The organism is Leptothoe sp. ISB3NOV94-8A, assembly GCF_043421595.1.
GTDB lineage: Bacteria > Cyanobacteriota > Cyanobacteriia > Phormidesmidales > Phormidesmidaceae > Leptothoe > Leptothoe turfae.
Genome location: NZ_JAXSQW010000001.1, coordinates 767,716 through 784,123 on the forward strand (window position 1 = coordinate 767,716; position 16,408 = coordinate 784,123).

The window sequence follows — 16,408 nt, forward strand, 5'->3', positions numbered from 1 at the left end:
CTGGAGATGTGCACTATCTGTAATATTGTTCAACACTATCAAAAGCGACGTGTTGTAAATATTCTGTCCACAACACAAGAGCTGCCTCGAACTGTTTTGTTAAATCCGTCTTTGTCAGATATGATTCAGCCCAGGCTGGCGATCGATGACTCTCAGCTGAAGCCCACAGTGGGTGCAAAACCCACCGCATCCACCGCTAATTGAGGGCCGTTTGCTATAGGTGTAAGACTTCTCAAAGCGTAGCGAAAACTTGGTTGTGAAGCTCTAGAAATAGGGCTTTCACCAATCTCTTAACCCCTTTAGCAATTTTGATCCAATTAGCCCTCTTTTGAAACTTCAACTACATCTCTCAAATTAAAGTGGTTTTGCCACAACAGGCTTCCAAAACGAAAAACGGAGAACGAAAAACGAAGAACCAGTATTCGAGAGGGATCAAAGAACGGTACTATTGGTACCAGTTCTTATTTATAAGGTAACCGTGGTGAGGAAACAATTTTCCTCTTTACTAAAAACGATTCCAGCTCGGTTTTCTCATTCTGCTAGCTCTGAGCCGACCGAAGAACTGGTGAATGCGCCGCCGGGGGTGCTCAACAGTGTGAACGAACAGGTGGCTCAACTACCGACACCTCAACCCTACCAAGCCGCTATTCAGGCATCCTTAACTAAAGCATTGCAGGACTGGCAGGCAAATCCTGAGGTTGAGAATAATACGCTGGTGGTGCTAGGTCGTCCGGTGGAAGAGATTGGACCGATCCTTAAAGCCAGTGTCCATCAGGATTTACCTGACTGTGAAGTGCGTTTTTTCTTAGGGGGATATCATCGGCCACCCGATCCGCTGACGGTGCCTCAACACCTTAAGCGGGAGTTAGAGCCTGATGATGAGGTGCCCAGTGAAATTGCCACGCCGGTTACCCAGACAGATCTCGATCGCCATGTGCCCAACATCATGGTGGTGTCTAGTTTAGAGCCCTGTTTTCTGCGCTGCATTGAAGGGTGGGAGGGCATTGAATATTTGCAAACCCTGAGTGCCCAGGACACTTCTCGCTTTTGGGTATTTGGCTGTAATCACTGGTCTTGGAGTTTTTTAGAACGGGTTTGTCAGATCAGTGCCTATTTTGAACAGACGATTTCATTGCCAAAACTGTCTGGGGCAGAGCTAAAAACCTGGCTGGCTCCGTTACTTGAAACCAACTTAGAGACCCAAGCAACGGGTCCCATGGTGCAGTTTTCGGAAGCAAATGATAGCTATTGGGATAGCCTGGCCAGCACGGCAGACGGTATCGCTAGTACAGCGGCTCAGCTGTGGCTCAAGTCGTTGCAAATTAAGGCTGATGTGTTAACAGATGAAGGCGCGATCGCAAATGAAACCGCCTTAATTGAACTGTTGCCCACTAAACCAACGCTACCGGGGCTGATGACCCTGGAAGCAATGGATCGCTATTTGCTGCATTCATTATTGATTCATCGAGAAATGACGCGATCGCACCTGGCCATTAGCCTGGGCGAAGCCGAACGCAATATCCGCTCCCGATTGCAGGTGCTACGGCGCGAAGGCATTATCCGTCAGCGCGGTCGTCGGTTGATTGTCCATCCGGCCCATTATCCCAAGCTCTACAAAGAACTTGGCAATAACAACTTTTTAATTGGAAAAGCTTAGGGGGAGCCATGGTTAAGGGAGTGAAGATTGCGATCGCGACCACCATAGCGTTGCTGGCTCTGACAAGTCTTGCCACAGCTCAGGACCTCACTACATCGGCAGATGTCCTCGATATCTTTAAGCGACCCAACACATCAGAGATTCTGCAGGGCAGTTTTGCCGTGTTAGCGGCCTATGGTTTGCTATTCCTGATTCGGGTTGGCACTGACATCCTTTCAGAGCAAGTACCGCGTCGCTTCAGGCTAATTATCAAGCAGTCAGTCCCTTTTCTGAAGGGTATCGTCTTGATTGTCACCATTGCCTATTTGTTGCCCCTATTCCTAAATCTAACCGGCTCGAATCTGCTTGCCTTGACAGGTACCATTGCCGTTGCCCTAGGCTTTGCCTTTAAAGACTATGCCAGTTCCATCATTGCTGGTGTAGTCAACCTGTTTGAAGGCCCCTTTCGTATGGGCGATCGCATCCAAATTGGCGACCATTATGGCGAAGTGATTGACTATGGCCTGCGGGGTGTGCGGCTACAAACCCCTGACGACAACGCCGTTACCATTCCCCACAACGTTACCTGGACCAATCCCATTTCCAATGCCAACAGCGGTCAACTCGAAGCCCAGGTGATGACTGAGTTTTACTTTGCCCACGAAGCCAATACGGAACTGGCCGTCGAAATTTTGTACCAGGCCGCCTATAGCAGTCGCTATACCCAGCTTAAGCTGCCGGTCATGGTGGTGGTGTCAGAAGAAACCTGGGCAACCCACCTCAAGCTGAGATCCTATCCCATGGATGCACGGGATGAATATGTCTATAAGACCGATCTGATTTTGCGCATCAAAAAAGCCTGCGCCCGGCATCAGTTGCCCTATCCGAGGACGCTAGGTGAAGAAGAAATGTAGGCTCAATATGCGTTTTAAGGAGTGAGCTGAGTACGGTAGCTACATAATAGACTGGCTAATAATGCTTTTCCTCATCGTCGGGCATTATGCATAAACTCAAAGAAACCCAGATACACGGGAAGATGTCCTTGTGAAATCCCTCGGTGAGGCCGTAACCAGGAGCGTAGCAGTGACCAAACGCCCTCAATGGTATTGACATGGACCTCATCAAACTCGATGTCTCCCGAAAGAGTGACTACAGGGGCCTTATCAACAACCGCTTGACGGAGTTTATGCGTCATTTTTTGCACATCATTTTGTTCAAATTTAGCTCTTTAGCAATCTGTTGATTGGAGAGGTTAAGCCCCATTAGATATAAGCAGACAACCCAGACTCGAAGCGGCTGATGACGCCCTGAAAAGATGCTTTTCGTCAGGTCATCAAAATCTCTCTCACAGTCATGACAATGATAACGATGACGCTCAGGATATTTCTTAACCCAGGTACAGAGCTATTTCGCCATTTAGTCTATCCCTTCAGGCCACAGACCTCCCTGAATTCCATATTGAGCCTTATTTTTATTGTGTCTTGGTGCGTTCTAATAGTTGCTTGGCTTTTTACGGTCTTGCCTGAACTTGTAAACCCAGCCTGATCAGAGCAGCATTAACTGCCCGATCACTAGCTTCTTGGTTCAGGAGAATACCTTAGGTCATGCTCGTGCGCTCAAAGTGTTGAACGATTCAGGCCACTCTAAGGTGGTTGTGCTTGGCTGCAATATCTATGCCCAGGGCTACGAGCTAATGAGTTGACGAGGGACTAGAGTGCGGAGAAAGTTGAAAGATGTAGGAAATGAAGATGAGAGCAGGACAGTTGCCCCTGTCCTGACTCTCTAGGCAATCCTTCACGTACAAAAGGATTGCCTAGAGAAAACTACACTCAAGACGCCCTTGACAGTTAGGGAAGCGAACCCATTGTAGAGGTAACCCCTGGTGCATAGCCATGGTAACGCATCAGTAATGTTACGGTTGCGTGTGACATCAGTGTAATATCGGCATTGTCACGCACCCGTAACGATGCAGTCACAGGGACAGACGTCCTCCATGAAACTCATCGCAGATGAAATACTACCTGGGGGTGGGTGAATCTACCCCGCCCCTTCATTTTCAATGTCATTAAGGCTAGTCCCCGCAGGGAGCCAAAATTCCACGCCTATGTTGCGATGTCCTCGCTCTCTCACGACTGAGCCAAATGAGCGAGTTACGCCATCAACATCAGCCCAGTAACGTACAACAGTGCCCATAGGAGCCTCATTGCTAAACCGGACAATGCCATAAGCTTCGCCGGTTTCCCGATTAATCCGTTGCACCTGAAAGGTAGCTATTGGCTCAGTGGGAACCGGTGCTACAATCACCCGTTCCCCTCGTTGAGGTGGGGGAGCTGTTGGCGTTGCAGGTGCATTTGTAGTACTTCCATCCCCACACATATGACTCAGATCGATCCGTCCTTCCGCAGTCTCCATGTAGCAGGAAAGTGCCTGCCCTGAGATTGTGACCGAAGAAGCAAGGGCAATTGATAGGGGGATGATGATCTTAAGCATGGCATTAATGCGGAACTGTATTACAGTCTGCATTACTGTGCTTGTACTATGCCCGTGTTTCAGAACAAAACATTCGACTCTTTATAAGGAAAGCTGAGAACCTTCAATCTTTAAATAAGATTGGCGGGACTATTTCCGATGCCACCCATGCCGAGCGTTGCAGATCTGCCCTAACCCTCGCCCCGGATAATGCGTTGGGGGTGGCGTAGATCTGGGCGTTGTTCATTCATAAGGACCAATGGCAAAAGGCAGACCCGGAGGCAACCCCAACATTACAGAATATGGGTTTAAGCAAAAATATGAGTGGTCAGAGCCATGCACAGAAAAGATGACGATTCGAATGCCGCCCAGCATGAAACAGGCAATCAAAGACGGTAGAATAAAGAACTGGCAAGAAATAGCAAGGCAAGCAATTGCTGAGGACTTAGGCTGGCTTGATAGCGAGGCCAATGAAACCCCTGCGGATAGCGACTGAAGTGACAGTTTTTAGTTTTAGCGCTTGTGGGGCTGTGACAATTAAGTCAAATTTAGTTCAATCCTGGACCCCAAGCCCTGAAAGTTATGCAAATCAGGCTTCTTAGACACAGAGCATATTACTACCATAAATCACCTCAGCGGTGACGATTCCCAAATACTGTTTAATATTTTTCCCTTGAAGTGTATCGGTAGTTGCTAAAATCATTGACTATCCCATTAGCAGCACCGTCATATTAAGACACAAACTCTGGGTAGCGTTCTGCCAGCTGAATGCAGAATTATTTGAGTCAGTGAGGAGTCTACATCAATGTCAATGGTTACTACACCCATGGGACTATCGCCCGCACCAAAATTAAGGCTAGTGGCCACCCTTGCTGGGATGCTTTGGCTTTTGCCGGTGGCGGCGAATGCGGTTGAGCCCCCTGATGTTTTGCTGGCTCAAAGTGAAGCGCTTGAGGAAATTCAGCAGGAAACTCAGCTGACGGAGCTGTCGGATGCGGACGAGGAACGGCTGGGGGAACTGCTGCGGGTGGCCCAGCAAAATGTGGATAACGAAAACTATTCAGCTGCGATCGCAGCCTACCAAGAGGCCCTGGCCATTGATCGTAATAATGCGCGGCTTTATTCAGGTATTGGCTATCTCCAGATTCTGAAGGGGGACTATCAGCTAGCGGTAGAGAGCTATCGCCAGGCCATTGATCGCGATAGTCGCAATGTGTCATTCCGGTATGGGTTGGCTCACGGTCTTTATCAGGCAGAGCGCTATGCCGAGGCAGCAGATGCCTACCGTACGATTACGCGCATGGCTCCCAGTGAGGCCAATGCTTATTTGGGGCTGGGCAATATGTTGCTGAGGCAGAATGAGTATGATCTGGCACTCAATGCATTGGAAGAAGCTGCTCGCCTGGCACCTAATAATGCCCAGGTGTATGAGGCAATTGGTCTCCTTTACTTGCAGCAAGAACGTTTTGAGGATGCATTAGAGCCGTTGCAACGGGCGTTACGGATTGATAGTAACCGGGGTAGTATCCATGGCAACCTGGCTAAAATTTGGATTTACCAGGGTCGGGAACGTCAAGCGGAGGAATCTTTGCGACGTGCGATTTCAGCGAACCCTCGGGATTGGGAAAGTCATTATCAGCTAGCGCTGATCATGCAGGAGCGAGGTGATAATGCTGCAGCATTTATTCATTTTGAGGAAACGATTGAGGCGAACCCTAGTTTTGTGCCAGCTCAGGCAGAGTTTGGGTCGATGCTGCTAGAGCGAGAGCAGTATATTCGAGCAGTCATTTCATATCGACAAATTGTTCGTCAGTTTCCTGAGGATGCGGGTGCTCGGTATAACCTAGGTTTGGCATTATGGGGACAGGGCCGACGAGAAGCCGCTGTTGATTCTTTGCAAAAAGCTCGTCGACTGTATGAGCAACAGGAGAATGAAGCTGAAGTTGAGCGCGCAACATCTTTGCTAAATGCCTGGGGCGTTGAGTAGACGTAATTATTGCCATTAGCCAAAATCTTCCAAGATGAAATATGGGTAATAGGATTCTGGACAGGTGCCTGTAAATGTCGCAGGGCAACCACAAAGGATTGCCCCTACAGAATTGGCTATTTTCGATCAGGGCTACTGAATTTGAATTTAGCATGGGATATCCTAAACCAATCCTGTTGGCTATCTCGGTTAACCCGACCCAACAAAAATAATGGAAACCCCAGAAAACCGTCAGGCAATTCTTCAAACGGGCAAAACCACCACCGAAAAAGCCTTGCAGCTATTCGATTCTCTAGACCCCATCAATCTGGAGTTTATGATTGGTCGCTGGCAAGGCTCTGGACTGCACACCTCCCACCCTATGGATGGCATGCTAGAAGCATCCAACTGGTACGGAAAAGAATTTATCGACCCTGAGACCGTACATCCCTTGTTGTTTTTAGATGGCCAGGGAGAGATTATTAAAGTTGCCCCCCAGCCCATGGCGATGAAATGGGCTTTGAACATGCCAGGCATCAAGAGTGATTTTATGAAACCACTGCTGGGTCTATCCACCTCGTTGCTGAAAACAGAACAAAGTCAGGCTAGACTGCGCATGATGGAATACCGTGGCAAAGTCAGCGCCACGATGATTTATGACTATCTGCCTATTAATGACACCTTTAGGAAGTTAAATGATAGTACTGTGTTGGGGCTGATGGACTTTAAAGAGTCGCCTCAGCCGTTCTTTTTTATGCTTAGAAGAGACTCTGGAGAGTAAGCGATAAACTCAGAGCTTTCCTCCTTATTCGAGTGTGCCAATTAGATAGGCGCATGTCCGTTAACTCATTACTCTGTTAGCCTGCATATCATAATTATCAATGGGTGGATAGAGGGGAACTACAAGAGATTGCCCCTACAGAATTATCCATTGTTAATCGGGTTTACCGAATTGGATTTGGTATGAAAAGAATTTTCTGTGCGCTGCTGTTGCTGTTCATTCTGTTGACTGGTTTTGTACAACCAGCATCCGCAGCAAATACAGCCCCTGACTATAACGACATCTCCCTATTAAGAACCCATGTTCTTACGATAGATGACCTGGAATCAAGGGATGTGTTATCTCCTGAGGTGGGCAACGCGCAGCGACAGTTCTATGCAGACCAGGCATCAAACATTCGGGGTGAAACCATTGCCGTCAATGATCTACGCCACTGGAATCAGTTTAAAGCAATTTTCCGTATTCAAGTAATCGTCAGGGTGCTGGCCGTTATGGTGAGCGTATTAGGCACGGGGTTACTCTGCTTTGGGGTGATTAAAGAGCTTTTCCAAATTCTGTCGGGCCTTGTCTTGACCGTTGCCCTGTCAATTATAGAATTCCTGAAAAAGATACCCATAACCGCATATAAAGTTCTCTTCTGTGGAGTGGGGGCCGGTTTAATGTTTTTGCAAAAGGGACTCACCCTAAATTTTTTCGGCGCGGTCATCTTCTTTTTAAGCCTGCTCTTACTCCATAGCCAGGAGAACTGGAAAACGTTCTTTCAAGGGGTTGGAAAAGATATCAAATTTGTGTCCGGTACCTGCTGCGCGGTCTATGCCGGGGCAGCCTGGTGGAACCAGAGTATTACCCTGGGGGTGCTGGCATCCCTAGCATTTGTGGCCTACTTTGGGTTTATTTTGTTAGCGGGGCCATTGACCATCATCATCGGGTTTGACAGCACTGATAAAGCTGGTCAGGGCACCTTTGCCGCTGCCTGTTTAATCCTGTTTGGCCTGGGTCTCACCCAGCACTATTTACCCAGATCGCTGGATGTGTTTCAAACCGGTGCTTTATTCACTGGCACATTTGTCTATTTTGTGGGGATGCTAATTCTGTCGTCTAAGTGGGTGGCGAAGGAAAAGTATTGGCTACGAAACGTTGTTACCTGTCTCAGTGGTCCCCTATTGATCGCAGTGGCCACATCTCTGGACTTAGGTGTAGTCAATGCGATCGCAGGCACCTTTTTCGTCATTTTCCTTATGGATAAATACGTGGAATTTTGCACCCTGTGGGTGAAGAACACCATCGGCTTCGGCGCAGCCCTCCTGGGTACTGGGCTCCTGGGCTTTGGCCTGATGAAGGTATTGGATATATATCCCCAATATTTTATGGTTAATCTGCTGTCTTAGCGACGCATCGTAGCAATGACAACGAGGGATTGCCCCTACAGAATGGACTCTTTGTAATCATATCCACCGGCTTGCAAGCCTAGTTGCCCAAACCATTCGTTCTAGGGAAACGCCGTAATTCGGTCTCCCTATCATTTAATTAGTCCTCAGAAATAAACTGCCAGTTCTCATCTAATCTGAAATGGCTCCACAAATTAAACCGCAGATTATCGGGACTCGCTTGTACAAAGCCAGTATTTCCATGGGGGTGAACGCCAGTCCATAGACGCAGACCCTGGTAATCAATGCCATTGGCGGCAGGGCCAGGAGCCTCAATGCGTTCAATGCGAAACCAGCCAATGCGTCGGGGAGTTTCTAATGTTTCTCCTGTCATCACCTGCCCTGCCACTTGCTCAAAGGCAGGACGGGAAAACCCGTAAGCTATCCTCAGCGGCCAGTTAAATACAATGATAGAAACCACCATGATGAGTGATACCGCCGCCTGTTGTCGAAAGCGTCTTTGGGACTGAAGATCAGGAATTACCCTCAGTGCCATGATCAGGATTGCTACGAACGCAGCAGCAAAAAAGCCAAGAAAACGGATCGAATGAATTTCTAGCGGTTTTAGGGATAGGAGAATAAGAAGGGTTGGTGGCAGTGCTACCATACTCCAGACTAAAAATCGTTTCATGATGCGATCCAAATTGACAATGATATCGGTTACTTCATTGTGAGTGTATCGAAATCTTGTCAATCCCAACTTGTGGCGATTTTTTAACTGACTTTCTAACGGTGCACCTTATGGGCGGCCTCAACTCATCAGGCAACAATTTTCTAGTGCGCCCCATGGGCAGCAAGGCAAGAAAAATGGATGGTGAACAGGCTACCCTGGCCCATAACACTTTCAACGGTGAGGGTTCCTCGGTGGCGCGAGACAATGGCCTGGGCGATGGCTAACCCTAAGCCGGTTCCTCCTGTTTTGCGATCGCGTCCCCCATCCACTCGATAAAAACGCTCAAAAATTCGGGGCTGTTCCGTTTTTGGAATGCCCGTACCCGTATCTTTAACTGTGATCATAGCGGTGCGATCGCTAGCTGTTAAATCAACAGCAACAACCCCATAGGCAGGTGTGTGGCGAATCGCATTGTCAATTAAATTCGCCACCAATCGGTAAAGTTGAGATTCCTGACCCGATACATACAGCTCATCACTGGGCAGCTGACAAGTTAGATCCACATTGGCAGTCATTGCCAGTTCCTGGTATTCCTCCGTCAGATCGGTGATCAGATCATTGAGACAACAAGGTTTAAAGGAGGAGGCCGAAGCCGCTTGTTCCAGGCTAGTCAGCAGCAGTAGATCTGCAATCAGCTGACTCAGACGCCGTCCCTGCTGTTCGATGGTTTGTAATCTGGGGGGAATCTCCTGAAGCTGAGCTGGGGATAGGCGTAGGGTGGCCTCCACTGTGGCTAATAGGCTAGCTAGGGGCGATCTCAGTTCGTGGGCTGCATTGGCCGTGAACTGTTGCTGCTGCTGGTAAGACCGATAAATGGGCTGCATAGCTACCCCTGACAGTCCCCAACTAGAGACCACCACCAGCCCCAGGGTGAGGGGTAACCCTAACGCTAGGGTCCAGCGAATCCGTTGAGTTTCTGCATCAAAATCCGCCAGGGTGCGGCCAATTTGCAAATAGCCCCAGGAGGCATGGGTATGAACCTCATTTGAACCGGAATGGCCATGGGCAGCGCCATGCAAAACCGTCGTGAACTGATGGTAGCGAGGTCCATTCTCTACCTGGAGCGTTTGCCATGGGGCAGGATTCAGATCCTGAGGTTGCTGGGGTTGGTTGGGGGAAAAGGCCAACAGCTGGCCCCGGCGGTCGAACAGGCGTACGTAATATGTGGTGCGATCGCTCACCCCCATCGTATGGCGCTCGATCAGAGTGGGACTATCATCGCAAGGTTGATTGGCCAGGCACAGATCTGGAAAAATCTGTTGTAGCACGGTGGCCGGTGTTGCCGATGCAGGCAGCATGGGTTCCAAACTGTCGTGTAATGTCCCCGCGATGGATTCAATTTCTCGCTCCAGTGCTCCCCAGCGCGCTTGAAAGAGGGCACGATACATCACCAACCCCGACAGACTTAAAATGCCACCCATCACCAGGGCATACCACAGGGCTAACCGCAGACGACTGCGGCGAAATAACTGTTGGCTTATGCTGGTTTTCATAAAGCTAACCGCAGGCGACTGCGGCGAAATAACTGTTGACTCGTGCTGGTTTTCATAAAGCTAACCGCAGACGACTGCGGCGAAATAACTGTTGGCTAGTCTTCATGGAACGAACCGATAACCCTGGCCTGGCACTGTTTCAATGGGACAGTCACAATGGTGGCGGGCTAACTTGCGGCGCAGCAAGCGCATTTGGGCGGCAACAACATTGCTCACGGGTTCCTCGTCCAAATCCCACAGCTGTTGGCGAATCTTACTGCCGGAGAGAATGCGATTTGGGTTTTGCATCAGATAGGCCAGCACCTGGAATTCTTTTGTCGTTAACGGAATTGCCTGTTGGGGCTGATCCTCCAGGTCAACTTGCAGGGTGGTATTGGCATCATTCAGGGTAAATGGCCCTACCGTCAGCTGTTGGGGTCGCCACTGGGGTGAACGTCGTTGCAACGCCCGCAACCTTGCCAGCAACTCCGCCATGACAAAGGGTTTCACTAAATAATCATCGGCTCCAGCGTCCAAGCCAGCAATCCGATTTTCTGCTTGTCCCAGGGCTGTCAACATCAGGATGGGCAACGGATTTTGCTGTGCTCTGACACGTTGGCATAGCTCTAAGCCTGAGAGTTTCGGCAGTAGCCAATCGAAAATTGCCACCGTGTAATCGGTCCACTGGCTTTCTAGAAAGTTCCAGGCCTGCCCACCGTCCGTGACCCAATCCACGACGTACTTTTCGTCCATCAGCACTTGCTTAATCGCCTGACCCAGATCTTCTTCGTCTTCTACCAGCAGCACCCGCATAACACGACGGCAATCAACTACGAGCCAATACTACCGAAGTTGTGTCCATTTCACCTCGATTTCATCTGCCCTATGGCACTCTGTGGAAGCTTTTATCAGATACCGTTGGGAGGTTATATGAAATTCGTTTTGTTGTTTAGTTCACTACTGGCCTTGAGCTTCTCTATCGCTCCTCCTGGGGCACTTGCCCATGTGGGTCATGGGGATGAATTCCAGGCAACGGGCGGCGTGAACCGTGTGGAAATCAATGCTGAAACCGACCCGCTGCTCGGGATTCAGGTAGCCCCAATTGAACCTGCCACCGATGGCAGCGCCGCTGTCCTAATTCCGGTGACGGCCCTTGTGGACGATAACGGTCGGCAATTGGTGTTTGTGCAGTATGAAAGTTTCTACGAACCGGTGGATGTGGTCACTGGCCCTACCCAGGGCGAACTGATTGAAATCACCGCAGGTCTATCAGTGGGTGAGCAACTGGTCATCCAGGGCAGTCTGTCGCTCTATGCCGAATCACGCAAAACCCAGGCCGCCACTGGCTTAGAAACCGATGGGGCTTCTCCAACCGCCGTCGCCCAAACCATTGAAACTCTTGAAACTTCAGAGCAACCTGTTGCTCAGGTTAGTGCCGACCAGTCCGGTGGTCTGCCGCTAAAAGCGTTGGCCACAGGCGGAGTCATTTTTGTGGGAAGTGCGATCGCACTGCTAGTCAGCAGTCGCAACAAGAAAAAAGAACTCCTCTAATCAGGCAGACGCCCTCAGATCACTATGTTGAACTCGATTCTGGATCGAATCCTAAAAAACTCCATTGCCCAACGATGGCTCATCGTAATGTTGGCCATTATCGTCACCCTTTGGGGAGCGTTTAGCATCACCCAGATGCCGCTGGATGTCTTTCCCCCCTTTGCCCCACCGCAGGTGGATATTCAAACGGAAGCCATTGGGTTAGCCCCCGAGGAAGTAGAAACCCAGATTACGGTGCCTATGGAAAGTGCCGTAAATGGTCTGCCAGGGGTGACCACCGTGAGATCGTCTTCCAAGGTAGGTCTGTCTATGGTGCAGGTGATATTTGAGCAAAACGCTGACATCTACAGAGCCCGTCAGGCCGTTACAGAACGCCTGCAACAGGTGGCCAACCAGCTCCCCGAGGGAACCCATCCCCCTGAGATTTCTCCCCTCGTTTCTCCCTTGGGCACTATTCTGCAGTATGCCTTTACCGTAGAAGACACCGGGCAAACCTCACTGATGGAGCTACGCCGTTTGGTAGAGGTCACCCTCAGCAACCAGATTCTCTCAGTACCCGGTGTTTCTCAGGTAACCGTTTACGGCGGTGAAGAGCGTCAGCAGCAGGTCTTAGTTGACCCAGAACAGCTGCGGGCGCTCAATCTCTCCCTCAACGATGTGACCAAGGCGGCCCAGGCTGCCAATGCCAATGCGCCGGGTGGTTTTCTGATTGGCGGTGGCCAGGAACTGCTGGTGCGCGGTATCGGTCAGGTGCAGTCCATTGCCGATTTGCAACAGTCTGTGGTGAAGGTTCAGGACGGTGAACCAATTCTGTTGCGGGATGTGGCCCAGGTGCAAACCGGGGCAGCCCTCAAGCGCGGCGATGCTAGCTTTAACGGCCAGCCCGCAGTGGTGTTGATGATCAACAAACAGCCGGATGTGGACACACCCACAGTCACTAAGGCTGTGGAAGCTGTCATGGCGTCTTTGCAGCCCACTTTTCCCACGGATGTGCAGGTGGTGCGTACCTTCCGTCAGTCCAACTTTATTGACTCTGCCATTCGCAATGTCAGCGGCTCCCTGGTGCAGGGCATCATCATTGTCTCGGTGATTATGCTGCTGTTTTTAATGAACTGGCGTACGGCGATTATCACCCTGAGTGCTATTCCCCTATCCTTGCTCATTGGTTTGTTGTTTATGAAGACCTTTGGCCTGGGCATCAACACCATGACCCTGGGGGGACTGGTGGTAGCCATTGGTTCCGTGGTGGATGACGCCATTGTGGATATGGAGAACTGCTATCGCGGTCTACGGCGCAACCAGGCCGAGGGCGGTCCTAAATCTCCTTTTCAGGTGGTTTACGAAACCTCGGTACAGGTGCGGCTGGCGGTGATTTTCTCCACGGTGATCATTGTGGTGGTGTTTGCTCCCATTTTTAGCCTGACGGGTGTGGAAGGGCGTATCTTTGCTCCCATGGGCTTGGCCTATCTGTTCTCCATTGCGGCCTCCACACTGGTGGCCATGACCCTTTCTCCAGCACTCTGTGCGATTCTCCTGGCAAATCAGCCCCTGCCCCAGGAGGGGACTTGGGTATCGCGCTGGGTGGAGCGGCTGTACCGCCCGTTGTTAAATCTCTCCATCAGAGCACCCCAGCTGATTTTGGCAGGGGCATTGGCGGCACTGGTGGCAACGGTGACTGTGGTGCCCTCCCTGGGGAGAGTGTTCTTACCCGAGTTTCAAGAGAAATCTCTTGTGAACTCCATGGTGTTGTTTCCCGGTATCTCACTGGATATTACCCATGGTGCAGGCAATGCCTTAGCGACGTCTCTCCAGGACAACCCTTTATATGAATGGGTGCAGGTACGGGCGGGACGGGCACCGGGGGATGCAGATGGTGCCGGGGTGAACATGGCCCATGTGGATATTGAACTGAGTGATCTGGCCCTGAGCGATCGAGACGCCAGCGTGCAAGAACTACGGGAGACGTTTCTTAAGCTGCCTGGTGTGGCACCGAATATTGGCGGGTTTATCTCCCACCGGATGGATGAGGTGCTGTCTGGGGTGAGGAGTGCGATCGCAATCAAAATCTTTGGCTCTGACCTGGCAGAATTACGCAGTATCGGTGAACAGGTGCGCGATGTAATCGAACCTATTGCAGGTGTAGTCGACTTGCAGCTAGAACCTCAGCTCCCCATTCGCCAGGTACACATTCAGTACAACCGCGAAGCCGCCGCCACCTACGGCCTCAATATGGCCGCCATCTCAGAGCTGGTGGAAACAGCCCTAAACGGGCGTATAGTCTCCCAAATACCTGAAAACCAACAACTGATTGACATTATCGTCGGTCTTCAAGACTCTGCTCGCAATAGCCTGGACGCGATTCGAGCAATCCCCCTCTCCACACCCACTGGAGAGAGCATTCCGCTGGAGACCGTAGCCACCGTAGACTACGGTATGGGGGCGAATGTGGTGAATCGAGAAGATGTATCTCGACTGATTGTGGTATCAGCCAATGTAGCCGAGCGAGATTTAGGTAGCGTTGTCGGCGATATTCAGACCCAGATTCGCCAAAATGTGACTCTGCCCAATGGCTACTTTATCCAGTATGGCGGTCAGTTTGAATCTGAGCAGCGGGCTACCAACAGTTTGCTGGTGTATAGCCTCCTGGCGGCCATCGCCATTGCCGTACTGATGTTTTTCTCAGTCAAATCTCTACCGGCCACTGTGGCTATTATGGTCAATCTGCCCTTAGCGCTGGTGGGTGGGATTGTTTCCATGCTGTTGACGGGGGGGGTTATGTCCGTTGCCTCACTAATCGGTTTTATTACCCTGTTTGGTGTGGCCGTACGCAACGGATTGTTGCTGGTGGATAACTACAACAGAAAATTTGCCCAGGGAATGCATTCCAAAGATGTGATTGCCCAGGGGGCTTTAGAGCGAGTCAATGCCATTTTGATGACGGCCCTCACCTCTGCCCTGGGAATGCTGCCCCTGGCCCTGGCAAGCGGAGCCGGGAACGAAATTCTACAGCCGCTAGCCATTGTTGTGTTGGGTGGTTTGTTTACATCTACGGCCCTCACACTACTGGTGCTTCCCGCCCTCTATGCCCAGTTTGGTCGATGGTTAGTCCCTGGTCTTAAACAGATTAAAGAGACTTAAGTTGAGGAGACTTAAACTGCGAGAAGGTTGAGAATCTGTTGTGCTTTGCAAATATGTCCCTGCTCAAACAGGGCGTCAGCCAGGGCATGGTATGTATCGGCAACCTTCTCTGTATAGGCCCGGAGCAAGGTTCTGTCCGTGAAATCTTGACGGATCTCTTCTTGTACCTTCACTGCTTGCCCATAGAAGAGAATGGTCAGTTCCGGTTGTTCTTGAGACTTAAACAAGAATCCTAAGTTTCTCAATGTGTTTTCTTCCCCTCGCCGGTCGCCAATCTCGCGAGCGATCGCAAGCCGTTGCTGATAACATTCTACGGCTTCTTCATAGTGTCCCAGGTTGCGATACCCTACGCCTAAGTTTCCCAGAGCATTGCCTTCCCCCTGTTGGTCACCCAGCTCAACCGTAATTACCAGCTGGTGTCCATAGAGGTCAATGGCCCGCCCATAATCCCCCAGTTTTAGATAGGCATTGCCTAAATTTCCGAGGGTATCGCTTTCTCCAGGGCGATCGGTAATTTCACGGGCGATCGCAAGTCGTTTATTATAAACTTCAATCGCCCGTTCATAGTGCCCCAGGGCAAAATAAGCATTGCCCAAATTTCCCAGTGCTTTACCATGCTCGGCCTGGTCCCCGAGTCCACAAACAATGGCCAGCCGTTGCCTATACAGTTGAATCGCCCGCTGCTGCTGCCCCAAGCTAAAGTAAACACTGCCCAAATTGCCGAGGACTCTTCCTTCTCGCTTTTGATCGCCAATGTCACGCACAATGGCTAAACTCTTTTCGTAGCAATCAATCGCCCGCTCATACTGCCCCAAACTGTTATACACCAGACCCAGATTTCCCAGCACTCTACCTTCACCGGGTCGATCTCCCAGTTCGCTGGAAATATTGAGTGCCAACTGCCAGGTTTTAAGGGCCGTCCCCAATAGACTTGCCTGATACTGTTCAATGCCTTGCTGCATTAGCTCGTCTACTTTTAGCCGAACAGCAGCACGGTAGTTGACTGTTTTCTTTGCTTTCCCATCCTGGGTTGCCTGGGCTAAGGTATCAAATGCAATGGCTGGCAGTACCGTTGCGGAGATAGTTTTGAGGATAGGTAAACCCATGGGTAAGTCTCAAAAAGGACTGTCCAGTAATTACATGAGACTGGTTTAATATTCCGAACCCATGGCCGTAGCTGTTACTAATCAAAACAAAACTATGACTAATAAGAGCCCTTGTTGTTTTTCTTGTAAAGGTGCTTGAAAATTTCAGGGGTGATGTGGCAAGACATTTGATCATTATCGAGCCTTGAG

Annotated in this window: 15 protein-coding genes and 2 pseudogenes; 9 read left to right on the plus strand and 8 right to left on the minus strand. The window is 50.3% G+C overall.

Translation table 11 applies throughout. The features are described from left to right. The first annotated feature begins 6 nt into the window (after positions 1–6). The 3 genes from SPB21_RS03180 (at position 7) to SPB21_RS03190 (ending at position 2,550) form a co-directional block, all read left to right on the plus strand. Positions 7–204: a hypothetical protein gene (locus SPB21_RS03180; RefSeq protein ID WP_499865457.1), complete on the plus strand. Its 198-nt coding sequence runs from the start codon at positions 7–9 to the stop codon at positions 202–204. A 274-nt stretch (positions 205–478) separates the two neighbouring features. Continuing rightward, complete coding sequence (locus SPB21_RS03185) at positions 479–1,657, plus strand: MarR family transcriptional regulator (RefSeq protein WP_163671499.1); 1,179 nt, start codon at positions 479–481, stop codon at positions 1,655–1,657. An 8-nt stretch (positions 1,658–1,665) separates the two neighbouring features. Beyond that, complete coding sequence (locus tag SPB21_RS03190; protein ID WP_163700403.1) at positions 1,666–2,550, plus strand: mechanosensitive ion channel family protein; 885 nt, start codon at positions 1,666–1,668, stop codon at positions 2,548–2,550. Positions 2,551–2,621: 71 nt separating this feature from the next. Here the strand turns inward: SPB21_RS03190 and SPB21_RS03195 are convergent. The 3 genes and pseudogenes from SPB21_RS03195 to SPB21_RS03205 form a co-directional block, all read right to left on the minus strand. Further along, positions 2,622–3,013: pseudogene (locus tag SPB21_RS03195) on the minus strand (transposase); the annotation flags it as partial. Between the two features lie 470 nt (positions 3,014–3,483). After that, positions 3,484–3,612 (minus strand): hypothetical protein, encoded by a 129-nt coding sequence (locus SPB21_RS03200; RefSeq protein ID WP_499865458.1) that lies wholly within the window; start codon positions 3,610–3,612, stop codon positions 3,484–3,486. Positions 3,613–3,673: 61 nt separating this feature from the next. Further along, positions 3,674–4,159 carry a hypothetical protein gene (locus SPB21_RS03205; RefSeq protein WP_163670866.1) on the minus strand — a complete coding sequence of 162 codons (486 nt, stop codon included), beginning with the start codon at positions 4,157–4,159 and terminating at the stop codon, positions 3,674–3,676. A 205-nt stretch (positions 4,160–4,364) separates the two neighbouring features. On the opposite strand from SPB21_RS03205, the gene SPB21_RS03210 reads away from it, so the two are divergent. Beyond that, positions 4,365–4,601 carry a hypothetical protein gene (locus SPB21_RS03210; RefSeq protein ID WP_006519698.1) on the plus strand — a complete coding sequence of 79 codons (237 nt, stop codon included), beginning with the start codon at positions 4,365–4,367 and terminating at the stop codon, positions 4,599–4,601. A 111-nt stretch (positions 4,602–4,712) separates the two neighbouring features. Here the strand turns inward: SPB21_RS03210 and SPB21_RS03215 are convergent. Further along, a pseudogene (locus tag SPB21_RS03215) lies at positions 4,713–4,808 on the minus strand (heavy metal-binding domain-containing protein); the annotation flags it as partial. Between the two features lie 102 nt (positions 4,809–4,910). Between SPB21_RS03215 and SPB21_RS03220 the strand changes: the two are divergent. From SPB21_RS03220 to SPB21_RS03230, 3 genes are all read left to right on the plus strand, one after another. Continuing rightward, entirely contained in the window at positions 4,911–6,092 is a 1,182-nt protein-coding gene (locus tag SPB21_RS03220) for a tetratricopeptide repeat protein (RefSeq protein WP_163670864.1), read from the plus strand. 211 nt (positions 6,093–6,303) lie between these two features. Beyond that, a complete protein-coding gene (locus tag SPB21_RS03225) occupies positions 6,304–6,852 on the plus strand; it encodes a DUF4334 domain-containing protein (protein ID WP_163700401.1) in 549 nt (182 codons plus the stop codon). A 182-nt stretch (positions 6,853–7,034) separates the two neighbouring features. Then, complete coding sequence (locus SPB21_RS03230) at positions 7,035–8,240, plus strand: hypothetical protein (RefSeq protein WP_499865460.1); 1,206 nt, start codon at positions 7,035–7,037, stop codon at positions 8,238–8,240. A 139-nt stretch (positions 8,241–8,379) separates the two neighbouring features. On the opposite strand, the gene SPB21_RS03235 is transcribed toward SPB21_RS03230, so the two are convergent. The 3 genes from SPB21_RS03235 to rppA form a co-directional block, all read right to left on the minus strand. Next, a complete protein-coding gene (locus tag SPB21_RS03235; RefSeq protein WP_499865461.1) occupies positions 8,380–8,910 on the minus strand; it encodes a hypothetical protein in 531 nt (176 codons plus the stop codon). 143 nt (positions 8,911–9,053) lie between these two features. Next, positions 9,054–10,445 carry a two-component system sensor histidine kinase RppB gene (gene rppB, locus SPB21_RS03240; protein WP_499865462.1) on the minus strand — a complete coding sequence of 464 codons (1,392 nt, stop codon included), beginning with the start codon at positions 10,443–10,445 and terminating at the stop codon, positions 9,054–9,056. 102 nt (positions 10,446–10,547) lie between these two features. Then, positions 10,548–11,237: a two-component system response regulator RppA gene (gene rppA, locus SPB21_RS03245; protein ID WP_163670855.1), complete on the minus strand. Its 690-nt coding sequence runs from the start codon at positions 11,235–11,237 to the stop codon at positions 10,548–10,550. Between the two features lie 117 nt (positions 11,238–11,354). On the opposite strand from rppA, the gene SPB21_RS03250 reads away from it, so the two are divergent. After that, positions 11,355–11,975 carry a permuted SH3 domain-containing protein gene (locus tag SPB21_RS03250; RefSeq protein ID WP_163670853.1) on the plus strand — a complete coding sequence of 207 codons (621 nt, stop codon included), beginning with the start codon at positions 11,355–11,357 and terminating at the stop codon, positions 11,973–11,975. Positions 11,976–11,999: 24 nt separating this feature from the next. Further along, entirely contained in the window at positions 12,000–15,113 is a 3,114-nt protein-coding gene (locus SPB21_RS03255) for an efflux RND transporter permease subunit (protein ID WP_163700392.1), read from the plus strand. A gap of 11 nt (positions 15,114–15,124) precedes the next feature. On the opposite strand, the gene SPB21_RS03260 is transcribed toward SPB21_RS03255, so the two are convergent. Next, a complete protein-coding gene (locus tag SPB21_RS03260; protein WP_499865463.1) occupies positions 15,125–16,219 on the minus strand; it encodes a tetratricopeptide repeat protein in 1,095 nt (364 codons plus the stop codon). Between the last annotated feature and the right edge of the window lie 189 nt (positions 16,220–16,408).